Origin of the sequence: Cryobacterium sp. CG_9.6, from assembly GCF_029893365.1 — a bacterium.
Taxonomy (GTDB): domain Bacteria; phylum Actinomycetota; class Actinomycetes; order Actinomycetales; family Microbacteriaceae; genus Cryobacterium.
In genome coordinates this window covers 175388-198727 of the sequence record NZ_JARXUZ010000001.1, presented here as the reverse complement: position 1 = coordinate 198727, position 23340 = coordinate 175388, and the positions used below count along the sequence as shown (strand labels likewise).

Annotated in this window: 21 protein-coding genes and 1 pseudogene; 14 read left to right on the top strand and 8 right to left on the bottom strand. The window is 61.9% G+C overall.

Annotated features, from left to right (window positions below; translation table 11 throughout):
• Positions 1 to 157 precede the first annotated feature (157 nt).
• The 4 genes from H4V99_RS00905 (at position 158) to H4V99_RS00890 (ending at position 3180) form a co-directional block, all read left to right on the top strand.
• A complete protein-coding gene (locus H4V99_RS00905; protein WP_280679869.1) occupies positions 158 to 607 on the top strand; it encodes a R3H domain-containing nucleic acid-binding protein in 450 nt (149 codons plus the stop codon).
• A 9-nt stretch (positions 608 to 616) separates the two neighbouring features.
• Positions 617 to 1246, top strand: a complete 630-nt coding sequence (rsmG, locus tag H4V99_RS00900) for a 16S rRNA (guanine(527)-N(7))-methyltransferase RsmG (RefSeq protein WP_280674703.1) — start codon at positions 617 to 619, stop codon at positions 1244 to 1246.
• A gap of 84 nt (positions 1247 to 1330) precedes the next feature.
• Positions 1331 to 2224 (top strand): ParA family protein, encoded by an 894-nt coding sequence (locus tag H4V99_RS00895; protein WP_280679867.1) that lies wholly within the window; start codon positions 1331 to 1333, stop codon positions 2222 to 2224.
• Positions 2225 to 2226: 2 nt separating this feature from the next.
• On the top strand, positions 2227 to 3180 hold the full coding sequence (locus H4V99_RS00890) for a ParB/RepB/Spo0J family partition protein (RefSeq protein ID WP_280674701.1): 954 nt from the start codon (positions 2227 to 2229) through the stop codon (positions 3178 to 3180).
• Positions 3181 to 3805: 625 nt separating this feature from the next.
• Here the strand turns inward: H4V99_RS00890 and H4V99_RS00885 are convergent.
• Complete coding sequence (locus H4V99_RS00885; protein WP_280674700.1) at positions 3806 to 5200, bottom strand: IS1380 family transposase; 1395 nt, start codon at positions 5198 to 5200, stop codon at positions 3806 to 3808.
• Positions 5201 to 5695: 495 nt separating this feature from the next.
• Between H4V99_RS00885 and H4V99_RS00880 the strand changes: the two genes are divergently transcribed.
• Complete coding sequence (locus H4V99_RS00880) at positions 5696 to 5992, top strand: GIY-YIG nuclease family protein (RefSeq protein ID WP_280674698.1); 297 nt, start codon at positions 5696 to 5698, stop codon at positions 5990 to 5992.
• A gap of 817 nt (positions 5993 to 6809) precedes the next feature.
• Here the strand turns inward: H4V99_RS00880 and H4V99_RS00875 are convergent.
• The 6 genes from H4V99_RS00875 to H4V99_RS00850 all read right to left on the bottom strand — a co-directional run bounded on the left by H4V99_RS00875 (position 6810) and on the right by H4V99_RS00850 (position 14646).
• Entirely contained in the window at positions 6810 to 7802 is a 993-nt protein-coding gene (locus H4V99_RS00875; protein WP_280674696.1) for a D-alanine--D-alanine ligase, read from the bottom strand.
• A gap of 70 nt (positions 7803 to 7872) precedes the next feature.
• On the bottom strand, positions 7873 to 9192 hold the full coding sequence (locus H4V99_RS00870) for a PLP-dependent aminotransferase family protein (protein WP_280674693.1): 1320 nt from the start codon (positions 9190 to 9192) through the stop codon (positions 7873 to 7875).
• Between the two features lie 118 nt (positions 9193 to 9310).
• Complete coding sequence (trxA, locus tag H4V99_RS00865; RefSeq protein ID WP_280679865.1) at positions 9311 to 9637, bottom strand: thioredoxin; 327 nt, start codon at positions 9635 to 9637, stop codon at positions 9311 to 9313.
• Between the two features lie 8 nt (positions 9638 to 9645).
• Positions 9646 to 10620 carry a thioredoxin-disulfide reductase gene (trxB, locus tag H4V99_RS00860; RefSeq protein WP_280674691.1) on the bottom strand — a complete coding sequence of 325 codons (975 nt, stop codon included), beginning with the start codon at positions 10618 to 10620 and terminating at the stop codon, positions 9646 to 9648.
• Positions 10621 to 10805: 185 nt separating this feature from the next.
• Positions 10806 to 12428: a lipid II flippase MurJ gene (locus H4V99_RS00855; RefSeq protein WP_280674689.1), complete on the bottom strand. Its 1623-nt coding sequence runs from the start codon at positions 12426 to 12428 to the stop codon at positions 10806 to 10808.
• The gene (locus tag H4V99_RS00850; RefSeq protein ID WP_280674687.1) at positions 12421 to 14646 is read right to left on the bottom strand and encodes a DUF6049 family protein; all 2226 of its coding nucleotides are present in this window, start codon (positions 14644 to 14646) and stop codon (positions 12421 to 12423) included. Before H4V99_RS00850 ends, H4V99_RS00855 begins: the two co-directional genes overlap by 8 nt.
• A 92-nt stretch (positions 14647 to 14738) precedes the next feature.
• Here H4V99_RS00850 and H4V99_RS00845 point away from each other — a divergent pair, with 92 nt between their 5' ends.
• The 7 genes and pseudogenes from H4V99_RS00845 to H4V99_RS00815 all read left to right on the top strand — a co-directional run bounded on the left by H4V99_RS00845 (position 14739) and on the right by H4V99_RS00815 (position 21703).
• Positions 14739 to 16181: a CCA tRNA nucleotidyltransferase gene (locus H4V99_RS00845; RefSeq protein ID WP_280674685.1), complete on the top strand. Its 1443-nt coding sequence runs from the start codon at positions 14739 to 14741 to the stop codon at positions 16179 to 16181.
• Positions 16182 to 16448: 267 nt separating this feature from the next.
• A pseudogene (gene rpsF, locus H4V99_RS16540) lies at positions 16449 to 16796 on the top strand (30S ribosomal protein S6); the annotation flags it as partial.
• A gap of 309 nt (positions 16797 to 17105) precedes the next feature.
• Positions 17106 to 17618, top strand: a complete 513-nt coding sequence (locus tag H4V99_RS00835; protein WP_280674682.1) for a single-stranded DNA-binding protein — start codon at positions 17106 to 17108, stop codon at positions 17616 to 17618.
• Between the two features lie 49 nt (positions 17619 to 17667).
• Positions 17668 to 17931, top strand: coding sequence for a 30S ribosomal protein S18 (gene rpsR / locus H4V99_RS00830; protein ID WP_035835236.1), 264 nt, complete (start codon positions 17668 to 17670; stop codon positions 17929 to 17931).
• Positions 17932 to 17942: 11 nt separating this feature from the next.
• The gene (gene rplI, locus H4V99_RS00825; protein ID WP_280674680.1) at positions 17943 to 18392 is read left to right on the top strand and encodes a 50S ribosomal protein L9; all 450 of its coding nucleotides are present in this window, start codon (positions 17943 to 17945) and stop codon (positions 18390 to 18392) included.
• Between the two features lie 411 nt (positions 18393 to 18803).
• Positions 18804 to 20177 carry a replicative DNA helicase gene (gene dnaB / locus H4V99_RS00820; RefSeq protein WP_280674678.1) on the top strand — a complete coding sequence of 458 codons (1374 nt, stop codon included), beginning with the start codon at positions 18804 to 18806 and terminating at the stop codon, positions 20175 to 20177.
• 158 nt (positions 20178 to 20335) lie between these two features.
• Positions 20336 to 21703, top strand: coding sequence for a nucleobase:cation symporter-2 family protein (locus H4V99_RS00815; RefSeq protein WP_280674676.1), 1368 nt, complete (start codon positions 20336 to 20338; stop codon positions 21701 to 21703).
• Positions 21704 to 21877: 174 nt separating this feature from the next.
• Here the strand turns inward: H4V99_RS00815 and H4V99_RS00810 are convergent, their stop codons facing one another.
• The gene (locus H4V99_RS00810) at positions 21878 to 22279 is read right to left on the bottom strand and encodes a GtrA family protein (RefSeq protein ID WP_280674674.1); all 402 of its coding nucleotides are present in this window, start codon (positions 22277 to 22279) and stop codon (positions 21878 to 21880) included.
• 185 nt (positions 22280 to 22464) lie between these two features.
• On the opposite strand from H4V99_RS00810, the gene H4V99_RS00805 reads away from it, so the two are divergent.
• Positions 22465 to 23079: a DUF308 domain-containing protein gene (locus tag H4V99_RS00805; RefSeq protein ID WP_280674673.1), complete on the top strand. Its 615-nt coding sequence runs from the start codon at positions 22465 to 22467 to the stop codon at positions 23077 to 23079.
• The gene (locus H4V99_RS00800; protein WP_280674671.1) at positions 23076 to 23327 is read left to right on the top strand and encodes a hypothetical protein; all 252 of its coding nucleotides are present in this window, start codon (positions 23076 to 23078) and stop codon (positions 23325 to 23327) included. The genes H4V99_RS00805 and H4V99_RS00800 overlap by 4 nt, the downstream gene beginning before the upstream one ends.
• Positions 23328 to 23340 lie beyond the last annotated feature (13 nt).

Genomic DNA, 23340 nt, shown 5'->3' with positions numbered 1-23340 from the left:
TGATGTGATCAAGGGTGACGCACTCGCGAATGCGTCGAGTGCTGGCGTGGCCAATGCAGCGGCCCACGCGGCAGCTGGTCTCGAGGCTCCCGTCGTTCCTGCGGAGAGTACGGTCAGCCAGACTGCACCGACTGACGATGTTCGAACGCAGAGCCAGCTGGAGCAGGAAGGCGACATTGCCGCCGACTACATCGAGGAGTTTCTCGACATCTGCGACCTTGACGGTGATATTGACATTGACGCGCACAATGGACGTGCGTATTTGTCCGTCAATGCGTCTGACGGGGACAACTTGAGGGTCCTCAGTAAGCCCGAGACCGTCAATGCGTTGCAAGAGCTCACACGTCTGGCTGTTCAGAATAAGACCGGATCGTTTTCCCGTCTTATCTTGGACATCGGCGGGTCACGCAATGTCCGTGAAAACGAGCTTGCCGCCCTCGTATCGCGCGCCGCGGAGAGAATTGAGGGGGGCGCTGCCGAGGCGTCTCTGCCGCCGATGTCGTCGTATGAGCGCAAGCTGGTACACGATCTTGTTGCAGCTCGCGGTTACAAGTCAGTTTCCCAGGGTGAGGGCCGTGACCGTCACACGGTCATCACCGCGATCTAGTTTGTGCTTGTGACAGTGATACTTGAGGCTGAACCCGATGCCGCTGCGACTCTTTTTGGGGACCAGTTAGAGGTTGCCCGGTCATTCACGAAAAATCTCGCTGATCAGGGTGAAGAACTGGGCCTCATTGGGCCATTAGAGCTACCCAGGCTCTGGAGCCGCCACATCCTCAACTGTGCTGCAATGGCAACTTTGCTGCGGCCCGGACGAGTGGGCGATGTCGGGTCAGGAGCTGGTCTCCCCGGTCTCGTGCTAGCCATCGCGAGGCCGGACGTTACATTCTTCTTGATTGAGCCAATGGAACGTCGTGTGGCGTGGCTCAATGATCAAGTTAAGGCTTTAGGCTTAGCCAACGTCACAGTTGTACGTTCTCGAGCGGAGGACGTGAAATTGGCACAGCCCCTCGATCAGGTCACCGCTCGAGCCGTGAGTGCTTTTCGTAACCTCATCCCCCTGACCGCGCCGCTCTTGCGCGCGGGCGGGGAGCTTCTCCTGATGAAGGGTGAGCGTGCATCCGCTGAAGTGGATGGCGCAGCGAAGGCTATACAGAAATACCGGGTGCACGACGTGGAAATTCTCACCTTGGGTGAGGGCCTGTTGGCCGATGCCACCCGGGTAATTAGGGCTACAGTGAGGTAGTCCTGATGACCACTCTCACGAATCATAAACGTAAGGTTTCACGTGAAACATCCTGGTGAAGACCAGCAAGTCAGCAGTACGGGACTGGAAGCGGATGGGCTGCCGCCGCTCGCACGAGAAATCGCCGAGCTAACCCGGAGGCGACAGGTTATTGCATCCGACAGCCTGCCGAAGCCCGAGAAGACGCGCATTCTCACGATTTCCAACCAAAAGGGTGGTGTTGGCAAGACCACGACAGCGGTGAATCTGGCTGCTGCATTATCTCGCCAAGGTGCCCGCGTGCTTGTTATTGACCTGGATCCTCAGGGCAACGCATCGACAGCGCTGGGTGTCGAGCACCACGCGGACATGCCGAGTGTCTATGACGTGATCGTCAGCGATACTCCCATGGAGGACGTCGTTCAGAAGAGCCCAGAATTTGGTTCTCTGTACTGCGTGCCCGCAACGATTCACCTGGCTGGCGCAGAGATCGAGCTCGTGTCACTCGTGGCGCGTGAACAACGGCTGCACCGCGCGTTGGATCTCTACCTGAAGAGTCTTGACGACCCTTTCGACTACGTCTTTATTGATTGCCCACCGTCCTTGGGCCTGCTCACCATCAATGCTTTCGTTGCGGCTCGTGAGGTTCTGATTCCGATTCAGTGCGAGTACTACGCTCTCGAGGGCTTGAGCCAGCTGCTCAAGAATATTCAGCTGATTGAGAAGCACCTCAATCCTGAACTGACCGTATCGACAATTCTGCTCACGATGTATGACGGTCGCACCAACTTGGCGAATCAAGTGGCTCAGGATGTTCGGGAACATTTCCCGAAGCAGGTTCTTGACACGCTGATTCCTCGTTCCGTGCGGGTGTCTGAGGCGCCGAGCTATGGTCAGAGTGTGATCAGTTACGACCTGAACTCCGCCGGATCTCTTTCATACCTCGAGGCAGCCGCAGAAATTGCTCGTCGCGGAGCACCGAAAACAGGGGAACACTAGCAATGGCAGCAAAACGCACGGGTTTGGGTCGCGGAATTGGTGCGCTGATTCCGATCCAGGATAATCCCTCGGTTGACCGTCCCGTTGACGTGTTTTTCCCGCGGTCAACCCCCGAGGTTGAGGATGTTGTACTGGTTCCCGTTCCTGGGGCACACCTTGCGCACCTGAATCTTGCTGATATTGTCCCCAACGCTCAGCAGCCGCGCACGATCTTTGATGAGGGCGACCTTGCAGAACTGATTCACAGTATTCGTGAAGTCGGCGTTCTGCAGCCTATTGTTGTTCGCCCCCTTCCTGAATCACCGGGGAAGTATGAGCTTGTCATGGGGGAGCGGCGTCTCCGGGCCAGCAAAGAAGCCGGCCTGGCCACGATTCCGGCCGTTGTGCGTGACACCGCTGATGTAGACATGCTTCGTGACGCCCTCTTGGAGAACCTGCATCGCGCCCAGCTCAATCCACTGGAAGAGGCATCCGCGTATCAGCAGTTGCTGTCTGATTTTGGTATTACGCAGGATGAGCTGGCGACGCGCATTGGCCGCTCACGCCCACAGATAACTAATACGATTCGGTTGCTCAAGCTGCCGGAGTCAGTTCAGTTACGGGTTGCAGCTGGTGTGCTGAGTGCGGGTCACGCGCGCGCCATTTTGTCTGTGGTTGATACGGCAGGCATGTTGAGTCTCGCGGACAAGATCGTGAACGAAGACCTGTCTGTACGCGCTGCTGAAGCTGCTGCCGCGGCTGGGCCGAAGGTCGAAAAGGCGAAACCGTTGCCCGGAAGACGCCAAGGACACCTCGATGAGATCGCCGAGCACCTCGGGGACCGCCTCGATACGCGCGTTAGGATCAATCTGGGAGCACGCAAAGGCCAGATTACGGTGGATTTCGCGACCATTGGCGACCTCAACCGCATTCTCGGATCCCTTGGGGAGCCCGGCTACGGTCCCAACGTAGGCTAATCTTCAACGTTTCACGTGAAACATGCGTGCGGCGTGCTCTCGACCAGCGCACCCCACGCTGATCGTGCTTGTCAAAATCTCCGCGCAGAAGCTTGCTCTAGGTCTCGACAAGCTCGACCGCCGGACCCCACGCTGATCGAGCTTGTCGAGATCCCCGCGAGCTCACCACGGAGTGGGTCTCGACAAGCTCGACCGCCGCACTCCACGCTGATCGAGCTTGTCGAGATCCCCGCGAGCTCACCAGAACCGGGGTCTCGACAAGCTCGACCAGCGCCGTTGTTAGTGCCGAGGCTGGCGTGCGCCTCTGCACTCTTTCCGATGATCGAGCTTGTCGAGATCCCGGCCAGTGCGCCAGAGTCCGGGTCGCGACAGGCTCGACCAGCGGGGTTGTCCGTGTCCAAGATATGTCGCGCCCTAGTGCCTTCACGGTGAGCGAGCTTGTCGAGATCCCCGCCAGTGCCACAGCTTGGGTCCCGACAAGCCCGTCTAAGCCTCGATCCACCGGTCTGCCTTGACTGATCGGCGTCACTGAATTCAGATCGTGGTTTTTGGTGGCGGGCAGGGCGAGGCTGCCGGCCTTGCTGCCGGTGGTGTTCCAAGTCTTCGTTCGCCGGGTGGCTGGTGGTTAGGTGGTGGCGGTTTGCGGCGGGCCGCAGGCCGCCGCGAACGCGGTCGTCCATCCGGGTTTCCATGGCCAGTTGGCGGGGAGGTGCAGGGTGATCCTGCGTGCCGAGGTGGAGATGCGGGCGGGGATGCTGATGAGTTTGCGACGAATGGTGCCGCTGCGTGCCTTGCCGAGATCGCTGCCGGCCAGCGAACCAACGGCGCGCGAAAGGTTGAAGGCGATCGTGGCCAGCACGAGCCAGGCCGCGTTGGCCGTGAACACACCTGATGGCAGGTGCGCCAGCGCGCTGTCCTTAAGGTCGGCGTTAATCTGCTCGATGATGGCGTGCTGCCGGTGGGTCTGGTCCGCGGTGACGGTGTCCAGGTCGCTGGTGGTGAAGAACGCGTGGAACCGGTGCGTGTCGAACAGCGTCGGTTGCCCTTCGGTGGCCTTCTGATTCAGCTCCGGGATCCGGCGCACGACCAGGCGCCCCACGATGCGTTCGGCCTTTTTGCGTGAGCTGAAAGCGGTGAACACGACTTCCGCGACCTCGGCGGACGAGATCCACGCGCCGGTGGCCTCGTCCCGGATCGCATCGGTGTAGTTGATGGTCGTCCATTGGTCATCGGTGATCGTGCCGATGGCGCGCTTAACGGCCGGGTCCATGCGGGCTGTGATGGACACTTTTGCGCCAGCCCGGTGCGCGGCGGCGACGACCGCGTGCCCATAGAACGCGCTGTCCGCGCGCAGCAGCACCAGGCCGCCGGCCGTCTGGCTGCGGAGGCGTTTCACGGTGGCGAGGACATCCCCGACGAACTTTCCCGCGCCGCGCGGGGAACCGGCCGCGCCTTTCCGCAGTCGGGACCCGATGATGATCGGCGCCGCCTTGCGTGTGGAGACGATGCCGATCAGGGCGTTTAAACCGCGCACTCCGGAGTAGCCGTAACCGGAGCCTTGCTTCTGGTAACCGTGGACTTCCTTGATCGTGTCGTCGATGTCCACCAGCGCATAGTCGTCGATTCCCGTCACGATCGGGGTGTGTGCGGCGACGTTGACCAGCCACCGCCAGGCGACGGCGTCCAGCTGCCGGACGTGACCAAACGTGAACGACCGCAGGAACGACCCCAACGTCGACGGGGCATACGTCCCGACGAAGAGTTTCTTCATACCGCCGTGCCGCAGCAACGCCATGTCATCGATCGAATCGGCACCAGCGAGCATCCCCGCGACCAACGCGGTGACTTTCAACCCCGAGTTCGCGCCGAAGTACCCCGGCAGTGTCAGCCACGCGTCGGCGAGGTCGCTGAGGCCGGTTTTCACCGCCAAGGCCATCGCGGGGACAAGCCCCGCGGCCGACACGAGATTTGTGTCATCGAAGGTGGCTGACAAGCGGCTGGAACTGTGGAAAAGTTGCATCTACGAGATGCCTCTCGAATCGGTTGAAATGAACCCTAAGTAAGTTCTATTTTTCCTGATCCGAGTGGCATTCTCTGTTTAACGCGCCGCTACGACCCTAACTCGACCGGTGGATCGAGGCTAAGGGGTGCGGTCTACACTCCTCGTGACCCTACCGAATGGTTTAACGTTCCCTGAAGACACCAGTCGTACTAGTCCTATCTATGCGCTTTCTTCTTCTGCAGCCGGTCTCATCTCCTCCAGAAGAGCAGGCGCAACCTGTGGATAACTTAGCCCGTCTATGGTGACCACTCGAGGCGCCCTTTTCATGCCGTCAGAATGCTCGTGATCAACCGCCCAGCACTGATTCCGCTCATTCACTGGGTTCTAGGGCTCCGTTTGGTGGTGGTTCGATGCTTTTCTCGTTGTTTCACGTGAAACATTGCCCGAACCTGTTTAAAACAGGCCTGGGTACAACTCTGTGGATAACTGCTTAATCGGCTGTTCGGTGGCACCATGGCAGGCATGCCATACATGTACATTCTGAGATGTTCAGATGGGTCGTACTACGTGGGAAGCACCTGGCACGTGATGCGTCGAGTGTGGGAGCACAACCATGGAGGCGGTGCGAAGTACACCGAAAATCGACGTCCGGTAACGCTTGCTTACTTCGAAGAATACGAGCTGGTAGCGGATGCCTATGCGCGTGAGAAGCAGGTTCAGAACTGGGGTCGCAAGAAGCGTGAGGCCCTCATTGATGGTCGACTTAGTGATTTGCCCGGGTTGAGTCATGGAGCAGGAGGTCCTACCTAGGAAGCGTGATGTGAATTGAGGCCAGTGGGGATCTCGGCAGGCTCGATCAGCGGGGGAGGGGAGTGGGGTTGGAGCTGGGTTGGTCCATGGGGGGTTCCCACGTCGCCGGTCGAGCGTGTCGAGACACCTGTGTGCGGATTTCGACAGGCTCGATCAGCGGGGGGAGGGGAGTGGGGTTGGAGCTGGGTTGGTCCATGGGGGGTTCCCACGTTGTTGGTCGAGCCTGTCGAGATGGGTTTGTAGCGGGTGCAGCACTTCGCGGTTAGTGTCCGTGGGTGGTGCGTGCGTCGCTGGTCGAGCGTGCCGAGACACCTGTGTGGGGATCTCGACAGGCTCGATCAGCGGGGGGAGGGGAGGGGAGTGGGTTGGAGCTGGGTTGGTCCATGGGGGGTTCCCACGTCGTTGGTCGAGCCTGTCGAGACCCCTGTGTAGCGGGTGCAGCACTTCGCGGTTAGTGTCCGTGGGTGGTGCGTGCGTTGCTGAGCGCGCCGGGACCTGTGTGGGGATCTCGACAAGCTCGATCAGCGGGGGGGAGGGGGAGTGGGGTTGGAGCTGGGTTGGTCCATGGGGGGTTCCCACGTCGTTGGTCGAGCCTGTCGAGACCCCTGTGCGTTGGGGGAGGGGTTTGGGGGTATGTGCCACGACACCGCTTTAACGTAGTAGACACCCCGTGTAGGCTCCCGACAAGCTCGATCAGCGGGCTGGGGGCGTGAGCAGTGGTCGCGGGTCAGTTGCCTGGGGGGCCTGCCGGCCGCTCACCGTTTCACGTGAAACATTCGCGGGGCCGCAAATGGTGCAGGGAGCGACCCGCGGCTAGTTAGGCGGCGTCGGCGATGGCTGCGCGAGCGAGCGCGGTGTAGACGTCGCCGAGCGTCTGACCGGAGGCCTCAATCGCCTGAGGTACCAGCGACGTTTCCGTGAGGCCTGGGCACACGTTGGCCTCGAGGAACCATGGTGTGCCGGCGGCATCCACAATCAGGTCAATTCGTGACAGGTGCCGTAATCCCAGCAATGTGTGGATGGCGACGGCGGTGGCACTGACGCGGGCGGCAACATCCGCTGGAATGCGTGCAGGCGTGTAAAAGTCCGTCTCACCGGCGTTATAACGCGCCTCAAAGCTGTACACACCGCTCACCGGTACGATTTCTACGGCTGGAAGCGCTACAGGGCCGTCGGGGCCGTCAATAACAGCCACAGCCAGCTCTGTGCCCTGCACCTGGGACTCAACGAGGGCTACATCGGCATAGGTGTAGGCGTCGACCATTGCGCGCGGCAGAGCCCCGGCAGAGGCCACAATAGTAACGCCCTGCGCCGACCCTCCCTGGGCCGGCTTGACGACCACGGGAGGGTTGAGGGCCCCGAGCAGGTGCTCGAGCACGCTTGAGGCACCCAGGTCACGAAAGGTTTCCTTCGATAGTGCGATCGACAGGGGAGTGTCGTACCCCGCTCGGCGCACCAGCTCCTTCGCAACGGGCTTCGACCAGGCCAGCGCTGCGGCTTCACCTCTCGACCCGACATACGGGATGCCGGTGGTGCCGAGCAGGGATCGGAGAGCGCCGTCTTCTCCCGTGGCACCATGGAGCGCCGGCCAAATTACGTCAGGACGTCGTTCCGCTAATTCCGCGAGCAGGCCGGCTCCGGGATCCAGAATTACGACCCGGTGACCCACGTCGGTAAGCGCATCGGCTACGCGTCGTCCTGAGCGCATCGAAACATCGCGCTCGTGAGAGATTCCACCGGCGAGCACGACAATATCCAGTACGGGCAGAGCACTCTCATCAGGTGATGCGATGTCACTTTTTTCAGTCATGATCAGGCCTTTTCCTTGAACTCTATGACGCAGTTACTGTAGCGGACGCGTTGACCGAGCCAGCGAACACCTAAGAGATGTTCGGTGGGCCGGCCGCAAAACGCTGGCCGTCGTGCAATGGGTTGAGTGAGCCGGTTCCAGCGAAGGTGTCCAGAAGGTCCAGCTCACCGCGGATGACGGTGGCGAGGCGACGAATGCCTACCCGAATATTGTCCGCTGTGGGGTAGCAGAACGACAGACGCATATTCTGACGACCTGCTCCGTCGGCAAAGAACGCGGTTCCCGGCGTGTAGGCCACGAGTTCCTTCACCGCCCGGGGGAGCATGGCTTTGGAATCGAGGCGTTCCGGCAACGTGACCCACACGTAGAAGCCGCCGTTGGGGTTGGTCCAGGTCAACTCCGGCAGGTACTCCTGCAGGGCGGCCAACATGGCGTCTTTACGCTCGTGATACACGCCGCGGAAGGTGTTGATCTGCCCCTTCCAATCGGCGGTGGACAGATATTCCGAGATGATGAGTTGGGTGAACGAGCTGGGGGAGAGCACCGCGGCTTCGTTGGCCAGCACGAGTTTCTCGCGGATGGCGTGCGGGGCCAGGGCCCAACCCACACGAAAGCCGGGAGCCAGGGTTTTAGAGAATGTTCCCAGGTACACAACGCCGTCACGCTCAACTGAGCGGATCGCATCCGGTGCTGGTCGATCAAAGTAGAGGAGGCCGTAGGGATTGTCTTCCAAGACGAGAATGTTGTTGGTGCGGCAAATCTCGAGAATTTCCAGGCGTCGTGCCCAGGAGAGGGTAACTCCGGCCGGGTTGTGAAAACTGGGAATTGTGTAGAGAAACTTGATGGTGCGGCCGGCAGCCTTCAGGCGCGCAATGTGTTGCCGGAGGGCTTCCGGAATCATGCCATCGGCATCCATCGGGATATGGTCAACATCGGCCTGGTAGGAACGAAAAATAACCATGGCCGTGACATAGCTCGGGCCCTCGGCGAGAACGACATCACCCGGGTTGAGAAAGAGTTTGCTGACGAGTTCGAGGGCGTGCTGGGACCCGGTGGTTACCACCACATCGTCGGCGTTAGCGCGGATGCCTTCCAGCGCCATGACCTCGGTAATCTGCTCTCTCAGAATGGGAACTCCCTGACCAGAGCCGTATTGCAGTGCAGTGGCGCCCTGCTCGGTCATCACCCGAGACATGGCATCCGTCACCAGGTCATGCGGTAGTGCGGCAACGAAGGGCATGCCGCCCGCGAGGGAGACCACCTCGGGCCGGCTGGCCACGGCGAACAGGGCGCGCACCTCGGAGGCCTTGAGCCCCGCGGCTCGTTCGGCGTAGTGGTGATACCACGGGTCGAGGTTATTTCCGGCCTGGTTGGAGCCCTGCTTCGTCACGTCACGTCCGATCTGGTCAAGTCTTCATCGTATGGGGTGTCACTGAGAGCCTGGGAACACCGTGCAACAAAAAACCCGCCCGGCGTGAGCCGGGCGGGTCCGTTATTCAACTCGGCGACTACGCGAGGTAGGCGGCCAGGTCTGCTTCGAGGGCAGGCTTCGGCTTGGCGCCGATAACGGTCTTGACGACCTCGCCCTTCTGGAAGACCTTCATGGCGGGAATCGAGGTGATCTGGTACTTGGCAGCAAGGGCCGGGTGGTCGTCAACGTTGAGCTTCACGATGTCGAGCTTGTCGGAGTGCTCTGCGGCGATCTGGTCAAGGATGGGGCTGACGGCGCGGCAGGGGCCACACCACTCGGCCCAGAAGTCCACCAGAACGGTCTTTTCGTTGTTAATGACTTCCTGATCGAAGTTGGCCTCTGTTACTGAGCGTGCAGTCATGATGGTTCTCCTTAGTTTGTTGCTGTTGCGAGTTCGGTGTCGCTGGCCGAAGCCAGCAGGTCTTCGGGGAGGGTGCTGAGGTAGTGTTCCGCGTCGAGCGCGGCAGCACACCCTGAACCGGCAGCCGTGACGGCCTGACGGTAGCTGGAGTCAATGACGTCGCCCGCGGCGAAGACACCGGTCTGGCTGGTCTTCGCCGAGCGGCCGGCGACCGCGATGGTGCCTTCTGCGGTGAGGTCCAGCTGGCCGTGAATCAGGTGCGTGCGGGGGTCGTTTCCGATGGCGATGAACATGCCGCCCAGGGGAAGGCTGGTCTCGGCGCCCGTGACCGTGTCGCGGAGCTGCACGCCGTCAACGGCCTCCGCACCAGTGATACCCACGACTTCCGAGTTCCAGATGAACTCAATCTTCTCGTTGGCAAAGGCACGGTCCTGCATGATCTTCGAGGCACGCAGTTCATCCTTACGGTGAATTACGTACACCTTCTCGGCAAACCGGGTGAGGAAGGTTGCTTCCTCCATGGCTGAGTCGCCACCGCCGATGACGGCAATCGTCTTGCCCTTGAAGAAGAAGCCATCGCAGGTGGCACACCACGACACGCCGCGGCCCGAGAGTCGATCCTCGTCGGGAAGGCCGAGCTTGCGGTACGCCGAGCCCGTAGCGAAGATCACGGAGAGTGCTTCATGGGTCTCGCCGGAACCCAGCGTGATGGTCTTCGTCGACCCCGTGAGATCAAGTGACGTGACGTCGTCGTAGACAACCTCGGTGCCGAAGCGCTCGGCCTGTTCCTGCATCTTGGTCATGAGATCCGGACCCTGCACGCCATCCGGGAAGCCCGGGAAGTTTTCGACGTCGGTCGTGTTCATCAACTCGCCGCCGGCCTCGACCGAGCTCGCGATGAGCAGCGGCTTCAGGTTGGCTCGAGCGGCGTAGATGGCAGCCGTGTAACCGGCCGGACCCGAACCGATAATGATGATCTGGCGCACGCGCACACACTCCTTGCGTTCGGTGAAAAATCTGAGACTTTATGGGCCCGAATAGCCCATTGCCCGGTATAACACATCCTAATCGGCAGGTATTCCTACGCTGGCTTCGTGGCACAGCGGGCACACAGCGAGGTCGCCTGCCGCGCCCGAAACCTGGGGTGGCCCAGAGAGCGGATGCCTCATCGTTAGCGGCGGAGACGGGCCGCGACGGGCGTGAGGAAGGCACTGAGCTCTGCACTGCGCATGACGAGCAGCACACCAAAGTAGGACGTGGCCATCACGGTGCCAATGATGAGCATTGACACGATCGCGGTCATACGGTTCAGCACGGCAAATCCGTCTTCCGCAAGACCCCCGAGAAGCACGAGCAGCGTCAGACCGAGAATGAGAGGGAGCACGGCTGCCACGAGATACTTCACCAGGCTGCGCGTGACGCGACGGCCGTCGATCCCACCGAGTCTCCGGCTCAGCAGCAGAGCAGCCAGAGCTGCCTGTAACGCGCCGGAAATGGTGATGACGAGGGCGATACCCACCGCGATCCACTCTGCGGGCAGCAACGCACAGCCCAGCACGCCCACGATGAGAATAACGACCTGGAACAGTGTGAAGAAGAAGGGCGTGCGGGTGTCGCCGAGCGCGTAGAACGTGCGCTGGAGCACGAAGAGAATACAAAACGGCACGAGGCCCAGAATGAACGCGACAATCACGTTTCCGATGCCCTGAACCTGCTCGAATGGCTGCACGAAGACGCGGGCGAAGGGGTACGCGCACACGGCAATCACCATGGTCGCCAGCACGATCAGCAGGGCGGTGCCGCGAATGGCGCTGGAGGCATCCGTTCTCACGAGGTCAAGCTTGCCCACGGAGGCATGCTCGCTCATGCGTGTGAAGTACGCCGTGGCGACCGAGACGGTGATGACCGAGTGCGGCAGCATGAAGATGAGCCACGCGGTGGCAAGTACGGCAACGGATGCCTTCTCGCCGGCCAACGTGACGACCTGCGTTTCGATGATGCCGGCTGTGGTGGTGAGGAGCAGCATGCCGAAGGTCCAGCCGGCCATCTTGCCCGCCGCTCCGAGGCCAACACCGCGAAAGCGAAAGTCAGGTCGGTAGCGCAGTCCGATTCGGTGCCAGAAATAGAACAGCACCACGGCCTGTGCCACCACACCGAGCGTGGCACTGCCGGCGAGCACACCGATCATTGCCCCGGTGAAGTCGGCGGGCGTGCGCGTTCCGATGGGATCGGCACCGTAGAGGGCCGCGAAGATGAGGAGGCCGGCAATGGCCACAACGTTGTTGAGAACGGGTACCCATGTGAACGGGCCGAATGACTTGCGGGCGTTCAATACCTCCCCGAGCAGCGTGTAGAGCCCATAAAAGAACATCTGTGGCACACACCAGTAGGCGAACGCAATGGCGAGTTGCAGCTGATCGGGCGGCAGATTGACACCAATGATGCCGGTAATAACTGGCACGAGCAGGGTGGCGGCAATGGTCGTCACGGCCAGCACGAGAAGGGCCAGAGTGATGAGTTTGTTGATGTAGCCGGTGCCGCCGTCGGTATGCAGGCTGGCCCGTACAATTTGTGGCACGAGAACCGCGGTGAGAATACCGCCGGCAACAATCACGTAGACGGTATTAGGCAGTTGGTTGGCGATTGCGAAGGTGTTGGCGCTCGCCCCGAACTGGCCGATGATACCCGCGAGCACAATGAGCTTCACGAAGCCCAGAATGCGGCTCACAATGGTGCCCGATGCGAGGAACGCGCTGGCGCGGCCAATGCCCCCCGACGTGGCCGTGTCAGTCATTCGTGCCCGCAAGTGGTCGCGCAGCGGGGGGCGTCGGTGCAGCGAGGGTCGGCTCAACACTGCGTGGCGTCGACTCGGCCCTGCGTTCTTTCCGGCGGCGGGCAATGTTGCGCCAAATACCAAAGCCGAAGAACAGGAAGGCGATGGATGCCACCACCCACGCCCCGATCCCCTCCCAATCGGCGTGCACATTCACGGCGATAACGGCCGGTTGCCCGACTGAAACGCCCGCCGGGGAGAACATGGTGACCCGCAGGACCACTTCTCCGTTACCCACGGCAGCCGTGACGGGGACCGTGATGGTCTGTGCCGAGTTCGCGTTAATCGTGGCGTCAATGTCGCTCTCCACGAGCAGGCGCCCATTGGACGGAACCACCTGCACGCGAACGGTCACGGGCTGGGAGAGCTCGTTGCGCAGGGTGATGGGGAAATCCACCTTGTCGGCAGCCACGTTGATCGGGCCACGTGTCGTTACGCTCACCGAGCCGAGAATCGCACGCGAATCAGTGAGACTCGCCGCAACGGCTTCCGCCCAGGTGTCGGGCTGCTGTGACCAGTTTGTGGACAGGAGTGCCAGCAGGCTCAGCCGCTGGTCGGCGGTGACCGTGAGTGGATCCTCCACGGATGCCGCGAAGGCCGTTACATCATTCTCCGCCTGCAGCAGCTGACGAATGGGGTTCAGTCGATCCTCAGACTCGGACTGGCTGCGAAATTGGACGGTCGTAGCGGCGGGGGCGCTCAGTGCGGCCCCGAGTGTGCCGGCAGTGGACCACGGCAGGCCAGTGAGGGCATCAAGAGTTTCCCCGAGCCTGCTCCCGGCTGATGCCGGATCGCGATCCATGGTGGCAAGCAGGGTACGTGCACTCCGTACATCCTCGGCGGACACGATGGCCAGTAGTGAACTGGCTTCGTCGACCGACGCGCGCCACAGCGCATCCGTTGGTGCCTGCGCAGCCGCCGCGATGGCGTCACTCAACGTACTGTCCGCTACCAGGCCGCGGCCATCAGTGTGGGTGAAGACACTGTTGGGCGTGACCGAATCGGACTGGCGCACGTTGTCGCTGGACACAATGGTCGTTGGGAGACCGTTCGCCGTGAAGGCTTTCAAATCAGTGCGGGCAACGCTGCCCTGCCTGGGCCAGACCAGGTCGGTTTGGGTGTAGTTCCAGGCGAGCAGCTCGGCCATCGTGGGCACTGTGCTCTCAGTGGGAGTGGGTGTCACCGGGCTGGTTGGTGCATCAGTCTCCGACGTCACCACAAAGTTTGCGGCGTCAATGATCGAGTCAAAAGAGAGCGGATCGAGCAGAGTCTGCGCGCCCGCCTGAACCTCTGTGGAGGCGTCCGAATCTGCATACCGCAACGGGAATATATCGTTTGTGGCGGTGGAGAGCCGGTCAAGCCAGTTCACGGCACTCGTGGGTGCGGCGCTGCCCAGGACGCGAATGGAAGCGATGATACGGGGGTCGATCGCGATGGCAATGGGCCGGTTGATCACGGCATCGAGTTGGGTCGACAGGGTACCCGCGGACGCCGTGAACTCCTGCAGGCTGTCGGCGGTGAGCACGCCATCCGTGGTCTCGGGGGTGGTGATCGGCACGATCGTGGCCAGGGTCACCGGTGTGACGGTTTCGCCCAGGTCCCAGACGAACGTTCCGCGCCCTTCGGTCTTCTCGTCATCCACGGTGACGGTCGCGGCAATACCGCGGGCACCCCAGGCGTTGCGCTCGGTTAGTCCAATGTCGGCGGCCGGCACGGTCACCGGCATCGTGAGTGTTGCTCCCGGCGTGATCTGGGCCGTCATGGGCGTGCGGAGGAGCCGGTCACCGCCGTTGGAATTCTTCTCCGGACGCAGCCAATTCTCCAAAGCGGGCCTCGTTGTGAGAGCACGTTGCGCGAGGGACACGTCCAGCGTGCCGAGTCCCACCGTGGCGCTGGTGCCGTTATGCACCGTCACGGTGAGAGCAAGATCCTCGCCGGGCCGCAGCGATGAGGAGCCCGCCGGGGTCACCGTGACAGACACCTCATCCGCGCCGATTGTTGCCATTTGCACGGCACCTGCGGAGGCGGTTCCACCGGTCGCAGCAAGAGCGGGCGTACCCAGAGAACCGAGCAGCGCAATCACCAGAGCGGATGCCGACACTCGCCAGAGCGCAGGCGCCATCCGACTCCGCTTGGCTCGGGGCGCGGGCCGGCGCGCAGGTACAGAGTCGGCCATCATGTATCGGATTCTACGGCGTGCACCCCGAGAGCACGCTGCGTCGGCACCGCAAGTCGGTCCCTCCGCCCGTTATCAACCGATAATATGAAACTATGCAGAGTGTCGCGGCAGCCCTTGAGCGGCTGGGGGACCTGGCTGCGTCTCCCACTATTTCCCGTTTGGCGAACGCATTTGCCGATGCCGGCCACGAGCTCGCTCTCGTCGGCGGACCGGTGCGTGATGCCTTTCTCAATCGGCCCACGCATGATCTTGACTTCACAACGGATGCGACACCCGACCAGATTCTGAAGCTCGTCAAGCCCCTTTCCGACGCCCAGTGGGACATTGGCCGTGCATTCGGCACCATCGGTGCGCTGATGGACGGCGAAACCGTGGAGATCACCACGTATCGGGCCGATAGCTACGACGGGGCCACCCGCAAACCGGATGTCGTCTTCGGGACGAGCCTGGAGGACGACCTCTTACGGCGCGACTTCACCGTCAACTCGCTTGCTCTGCGCCTGCCCATGGTGACGTTGGTGGATCCGTCCGGCGGCATCGATGATCTGCTGGCGCGGGTGCTGCGCACTCCCTCCACCCCGGAGGTGTCGTTCGGTGATGATCCGCTGCGTATGCTGCGGGCGGCACGTTTCACCGCCCAGCTCGGTTTCACGCTGGATTTGGATACCGCCAGAGCTATGGAGGAGATGAGCAAGAGCATCCGCATCATCTCGGCCGAACGCGTGGGTGAGGAGATTTCGAAGCTGCTGCTCGCCGACAACCCTCGGGCCGGCATCGAGGTGCTCATGCAGTCGGGCCTCGCCAAGATTGTGCTGCCCGAGATTCCGGGTCTGCAGCTCGAGATCGACGAGCACCACCACCATAAAGACGTGTATCAACACACGCTCACGGTGCTGGAGCAGGCCATTGGGTATGAAAAGTCTCGCGGTCGGCTCGACCCCGCCGGCGACCTTATCGTGCGTCTGGCGGCGCTCATGCATGACACGGGCAAGCCGGCCACGCGCAAGCTCGAGCCCGGTGGAGTGGTGAGCTTTTACCACCACGATGTTGTGGGTTCCAAGCTTGCCAAGAAGCGGCTGCGTGCGCTCCGCTTCGACAACGACACCATCAATGCGGTCGCCCGGCTCGTGGAACTGCACCTGCGATTCTTTGGCTACACCGAGGGCGCCTGGACCGACTCCGCGGTGCGCCGTTACGTGCGTGATGCGGGGGACCAGCTCGAACGTCTGCACATTCTCACCCGTGCCGACGTCACCACCCGCAACCGTCGCAAGGCCGATCGGCTCGGTTTCGCCTACGACGACCTGGAAGCGCGCATCGCCGACCTGGCCGAACGTGAAGAGCTGAATGCGGTGCGGCCCGATCTCGATGGCGAGCAAATTATGGCCATCCTGGGTGTGAAACCGGGGCGCGAAGTGGGGGAGGCGTACCGTTACCTGCTCGAACAGCGCCTCGACGACGGGCCTCTCGGTGACGGAGAGGCAACCCGCCGGCTGCTGGCCTGGTGGGCGGCACGTACGGCCACTGTCAACTAGTCCTCCCCAGCGCCACGCGAGCGGATGTTGTGCACCGGTTCCTGCGGATCCGTCGCCTCGTGTGCGTCCCTGGGTGACACTGGATCCAGACAGGGCCGTGTGCGCGGGAAACCGCGAAAGTGGGCCAAGGTGGCGAAAGAGGGCGGCATCCGGTAGTCTAGGCAGGTTGTCTGTGCGCCGGATTCCCGGCCTCCGCGTTCAACACATGCACAACCCTCCTGTTGCAGAAAGTCTGCAGCCGTTTAGTCCGAAGGAGGTGGGTTAGTCATGCATCAGTACGAACTTATGGTTATCCTCGATCCCGAGATCGATGAGCGCACCGTAGCTCCCAGCCTTGACAAGTTCCTCAACGTTGTTCGCAACGATGGTGGAACCATTGACAAGGTTGATGTCTGGGGTCGTCGTCGTCTCGCTTACGAGATCAACAAGAAGACCGAAGGCATTTACGCCGTTGTCGACTTCACCGCGAACGCCGATGCAACGGTCGAGCTCGACCGTCAGCTGAAGCTGTCCGAGGCCGTCATGCGCACCAAGGTGCTCCGCGCCGAAGAGGGCATTGCTCAGGTTGTCGTTGCCGGCAAGCTTGCCGCCGAGAAGGCCGCCCGCAAGGCAGCCAACCCGAAGGTAATCGCCGCCAAGGCTGAAGCCGCCGTAGCCGCACAGGCTGCCAAGGTTGCCGCCGCTGCGAAGCCGGTTGTCGTCGAGGCTCCCGTCGAGAAGGCTCCCGCCAAGGTTGCGGCTCCTGCTGCAACCGACGCTGCTGCCGCTGCCGTCAAGGCCGAAGCCGCCGCCACGAAGACGGCAGCTAACGTTGCCGCCAACGTTGCAGCACTGGCTGCCAAGATTGCCGCTGCTGCGAAGCCTGCTGCCAAGGTCACCGAGGCTCCGGCCGACGCGACCGACAAGGCAAGCGACAAGTAGTCCATGGCCGGCGAGACCGTAATCACCGTGGTGGGCAACCTCACCAGCGATCCGGAACTGCGTTACACGCAGAACGGGCTGGCGGTTGCCAACTTCACCATCGCATCCACTCCGCGCAATTTCGATCGCGCAGCAAATGAGTGGAAAGATGGCGACGCGCTGTTCCTGCGCGCGAGCGTTTGGCGTGAATTCGCCGAACACGTGGCCGGTTCACTGACCAAGGGCTCGCGTGTCATCGCCTCCGGGCGTCTCAAGCAGCGCACGTATGAGACGAAGGAAGGTGAAAAGCGCACGAGCATGGAGCTCGAGATCGACGAAATTGGTCCTTCGCTGCGCTATTCCACCGCCACGCTCACCCGTGCGCAGTCATCAGGTCCTCGCGGCGGCGCTCCCGTCGCGCAGGGCCGGGACGAGCCCTGGGCTCCGACCACTCCCGCTGTATCCGGCGCACCCGCCGCATCCGGTGGAGACGTCTGGAACAGCCCGGGCAACTTCAGCGACGAGACACCCTTCTAAGCCGAGCCTTGCGCCTGGCTAAAAAACTCTTAAGAAAGTAAAGGAAATCATGGCTGGAAAGTCGAGCGGCGACCGCCGCAAGCCGCTCCGCGGTGCTAAGGGTGGCAAGAACGCTGCCCCCGCGAAGTCGATCCGGGTTGGTGTCATCGATTACAAGGATGTCCCCACCCTTCGTAAGTTCATCTCCGAGCGTGGAAAGATTCGCGCACGTCGTATCACCGGCGTCTCCGTCCAGGAACAGCGCCTCATCGCGCGTGCCGTCAAGAACGCCCGCGAAATGGCTTTGCTGCCTTACGCTGGCTCAGGCCGGTAGGGAGCCCACACATGTCGAAATTGATTCTGACGCATGAGGTCTCTGGCCTCGGTGCACCCGGCGACGTCGTAGACGTCAAGAACGGGTTTGCTCGCAACTACCTCGTACCGAAGGGCTTCGCTATTGCGTGGACCCGCGGTGGCGAGAAGCAGATCGAGCAGATCAAGGCAGCCCGCGCAGCGCGCGAGCACGCCACCCTCGAAGAGGCACAGGCGCTCAAGGTTGCCCTTGAAGCCGCCAAGATCACGCTGGTCGTCAAGGCCGGCGCCGGTGGGCGTCTCTTTGGTTCCGTCAAGACCGTGGATGTGGCTAACGCCGTCGCAGCCGCTGGACTTGGGGCCGTCGACAAGCGCAAGATCGAGCTGTCTGCGATCAAGCTGACCGGCGAGCACAAGGCGACTGTTCGCCTTCGTGACGAGCTCAGTGCAACGATCACCCTCGTGGTGGTTGCTGCAAAGTAGCAACACAATTTAGTAGCGGAGAACCCCTTAGGGGGTTCTCCGCTACTAATGGTTAAGGGCCCATATGTATACCCAGCGGGCTGTTCTATGCACAGGTGAGCATCTCTTTCGCGAACATTCAAGCAAAGGTTGAGGCTACTTTGCACACAGGGCTGTGGAAAGATTTAATCCCTGATGAAGCGCTAATTAATTAAACGTTTTTCAATCTTATCCACAGGCGAGTGCACAGGTTGTGCACACGTAACGCGGCGTTTCGCCCAGATTTTCCACAGAGTTATCCACAGGGCTGTTTGCCGGATCCGCAGAGCGGTTTTAGTGTAGGCGAGCGCCAATCATGACGTTGCGGGTGCGTCGGGGACCGTTGTCGCTGGCTTCTGATACACCTGAATGAGACGAACAGAAAGGTGCCGCGTGTCCATTGCACAGCTGGGCCTGGCCAAGCCGAATACGGCAGAACCACGCCAGACAGAACGTATGCTGCCGCACGACCTCCTGGCCGAGCAGAGTGCCCTCGGCGGAATGATGCTGAGCAAAGATGCCGTCGCAGACGTCGTCGAAACCGTGCGCGGCGGGGACTTTTACGTTCCCAAGCACGAGATCATCTTTGACGCCATCCTGTCGCTCTATGCGCAGGGTGAACCCACCGACGTCATCACGGTCACCGATGAGCTCACGAAGCTGGGTGAACTCACGCGTGCCGGCGGTGCCGATTACCTGCACACGCTCACCAGCCTGGTGCCTACCGCCGCCAACGCGGGCTTCTACTCCACCATCGTGGCTGAGCGGGCACTGCTTCGCCGCCTGGTCGAGGCTGGAACGCGTATTGCCCAGATGGGTTACTCGGGGGAGGGTGAGGTTCTCGACCTCGTCAACACGGCGCAGGCAGAGATCTATGCCGTCACCGGCGGCACCCAGACCGAAGACTACGTTCCCCTCACCGACGCCGTCACCGCTGCCATTGAAGAAATCGAAGCAGCCAAGCTCAAAGACGGGCAGATGAGCGGTGTGCCCACCGGGTTTGCCGACCTCGACGAACTCACCAACGGTTTCCACGGTGGGCAGCTCATCATCGTTGCGGCCCGACCTGCCCTCGGAAAGTCCACGCTCGCCCTCGACTTCGCGCGCTCGGCATCCATCAAGCACGACATGCCCAGCATCTTCTTCTCGCTCGAAATGGGGCGAAGTGAAATTGCGATGCGTTTGCTCGCGGCAGAGGCATCCGTTCCCCTGCAGAGCATGCGTAAGGGAACCGTGGAGGCCCGGGACTGGACCACCATCGCGGCGACGCGTGGTCGCATCAATGACGCGCCCCTGTACATCGATGACAGCCCCAACATGACCCTCGTGGAGATTCGGGCCAAGTGCCGCCGCCTCAAGCAGCGCATCGGGCTCAAGCTTGTGGTGATCGACTACCTGCAGCTCATGACGAGCGGTAAGAAGGTGGAGTCGCGTCAGCAGGAGGTGAGTGAGTTCTCGCGGGCACTCAAGCTCATGGCGAAGGAACTGCAGGTTCCGGTCATCGCCCTCTCCCAGCTCAACCGTGGACCCGAGCAGCGCGCCGACAAGATGCCGGCCATCAGCGACCTGCGTGAGTCCGGTTCGCTTGAGCAGGACGCCGACATGGTGATTCTGTTGCACCGTGAGAGCGCGTACGAAAAAGACAACCCGCGTGCCGGTGAAGCCGACCTGATTGTGGCTAAGCACCGTAACGGCCCCACGCGCACCGTCACCGTGGCTTTCCACGGTCATTACTCGCGCTTTGCGGACATGGTCGCCGGCGGATAGCTCTCTCGGGTCGCAGCCCGCGGCCAACCACCCTCACTCGCTGTCTAGGGGTGAAAAGGGGTGACGCTAGGCTTCACTGAGGCCCGTATTGGGGCCCAGAGTGCTCGCCGATGCTGTCGAACACACAGCATGCGTTACGAGACAACGGGGACACTCCCATGACAACACGCACTGCCACGAACTCGACGCTGCGGCCCGTAGACGAACGATTGTCGATCGGTGCCTCGATCACCTACGGGCTCCAGCATGTTCTCACCATGTACGGCGGCCTCATTGCCGTGCCGCTGATCATTGGCCAGGCCGCCGGTATGAGCGGCGGAGATATCGGCCTGCTGATTGCCTCGTGCCTGTTCGTCAGCGGTCTGGCGACCGTGCTGCAGACACTCGGCGTACCGTTTGTCGGTTCACAACTACCGCTCGTGCAGGGTGTGTCCTTTGCGGGCGTGGCCACCATGATCGCCATCCTCAACGGCGGTGGCGGCATGGAGACCATCTTTGGCGCTGTCATCGTGGCGTCCCTCATTGGGTTCGCGGTCACGCCCATCTTTTCGAAGGTCATCCGGTTCTTTCCTCCCGTGGTCACTGGCACGGTCATCACGATGATCGGCCTCACGCTCATTCCAGTGGCAGCCAACTGGGCCATGGGCGGCAATGCCAGCGCGCCCGACTACGGCAGCCTTCGCAATATCGGCCTCGCGGCACTCACCCTGGCGGTTGTGCTGGTGCTCAGCAAGGTGGGCGGTCCCACCATCTCCCGGCTGGCCATTCTGCTCGCCATCGTTGTCGGCACGGTCGTGGCAACAGCGCTGGGAATCGCCAATTTTTCCCAGGTGGGTGTCGGCCCGATTGTGGCCTTCCCCACGCCGTTCCACTTCGGTCTGCCCATTTTCAGTGTGGCGGCCATCATCTCGATGCTTGTGGTCATTCTCGTCATCATGGTGGAGACCTCCGCCGACATCATTGCTGTCGGTGAAATTGTGGGCACGAAGGTCACGTCCCGTCGCCTCGGTGACGGTCTGCGCGCCGATATGCTCTCCAGTGCGATCGCACCGATTTTCGGCTCTTTCACCCAGAGCGCCTTTGCCCAGAATGTTGGCCTCGTGGCCGTCACCGGAATCAAGAGCCGATTTGTGGTGGCCGCCGGTGGTGGAATCCTGATTGTGCTCGGTCTGATGCCCGTGCTCGGGCGTCTCATCGCTGCGGTCCCCACGGCCGTTCTCGGTGGTGCGGGGATCGTGCTCTTTGGAACCGTCGCGGCCAGCGGCATCCGCACACTCGCCGCGGTGAACTACCGCAACACACTCAACCTCACCATCGTTGCCGTGTCGGTGGGGTTTGGCATGATTCCCATTGCTGCGCCCACGTTCTACGACCAGTTCCCCACCTGGTTCGGCACCATCTTTGAATCGGGCATCAGCTCAGCCGCACTCATGGCGATCGTTCTCAACCTGTTCTTCAACGTCTTCACGCGCCGCCCGGTATCAGCGCCCTCCGCGGACATGACTGACACAGCGGATGCCTCCTAGCTCGGCCCCAGCCCCACCGCCGGCAGCATGACACGGTGCTGAGAAACACCTCGCGCCCGCCACCGAGATGGGTGGTCGCTACGGTAACCGGCGTAGCGCCCACCGATTTGGTGCGCGCCGCCCACCGAGAACCGGCGCGGCCACCGGTTTGGGGCGCGCCGAGGGCCCGCGCGGCTACCGGGGCGTCGTCGTGGGGTGGCGCGGCCGAAACAGGTAGCGGCTGAACAGATAGTTCGACCCGAACGAGATCGGAATCGACGCCAGTTTGCAGATGAGGGGTGGCCAGTCCGTGAGGGTGGTCGCGGCCTGAATCAGCACCGAAAACACCACAATGGTGCCGCCATACCAGGCAAAGAACGCCACATAGGTGGTCACGCGCGCCTGAGCCGAGAACGTGAATCGCACCACCAGAAAGTACACGGCGGTCAGCGCAACCGACGAGCTCACGGCGTTCGCCTGCCACGGCACGAGTCCGGTGAGAATCAGCAGCGAAAAGCCCACCAGGTCAATCACGAGCCCCACAGCAGACCCCCCAAAGAACGTCACAAACTCCCGGATGCGTGCTCTCCCGACCACGGTGCACCTCACCCTCTCGTCGGCGTTCGTTGTCACCCTCCAGTCTGGTCGATTGGCGCGGTGTCTGCGCGGCCATCGAACACGGGCCTCCTCGGTACCCACACACAGGAGAGTCCCAGCCTGAAGCCGATCGCCGTCACGTCTCCGTGACCGCCACGTACACTAGAGAGGTAGATATTCGCGTAATGAAAGAGGCAGGCGTGGCCACAGCGCTGCAAGCATCGGGCACCGGCACACGTTACTGGACCGTCCCGATCAGCCGAGCCGTTCTTGCTCTCATTCCCGCCGCCATCATCACCTTCAACCGCGATCACTCCGCCACGTTCGGACTGCTGGCGTTCGGCTCATTCGCGCTCGCCTCTGGCGTTCTGCTGGCCGTGCTCAGCTGGCTCACCCTCGACGACGTTCGCGCCCGCCGCCTGTTTCTCATTCAGGGCATCGTGGGGATTGTGGCCGGTGCGCTCGCACTCGCCTTCCACATGGGTGGTCTCGGTTTCTTCCTCTATCTTGTGAGCGTCTGGGCAGCCGTCACCGGCTTCCTGGAGTTGTACAGCGGCAGCCGCGCCCGCGGTCGCTCGCTCATGGCGAAAGACTGGATGCTTCTCGGTGGCTTCACCGCCGTGCTCGCACTCCTCTTCCTGCTCCTGCCCCCGAACGCCGTCGTGTCGGTGGGCCTCCTCGGTGCTTACCTGGTCATGATTGGCGTGTACCTGGTGATTGCCGGACTCTCACTCAAATGGGCGACAACGGATGCCGCGCGCACCGTCGCCCCCGTCGCTCACGATTCGGACTCCCAGTGACCCAGAACACCCCGCACCAGCCCAGCCGACGCGATCGCTTGAAGCCCGCCGAACTCCTCGGAATCTCCGGCGTCATGGCCCTGTTCGTGGGTCTTACCGTGCTGCTGACCACCCGCGACTTCGTGCTGGCGCTCATCACCCTGGGCGTCACATTCATCCTGGCACTCGTGGTCATCGCCATGCTCGTGCTCGGCATGAAGCCCAACGCCGACGAGCGAACCGACATCGACGAGCAGAACAGCCACTAGCGCTCTCAGTTTG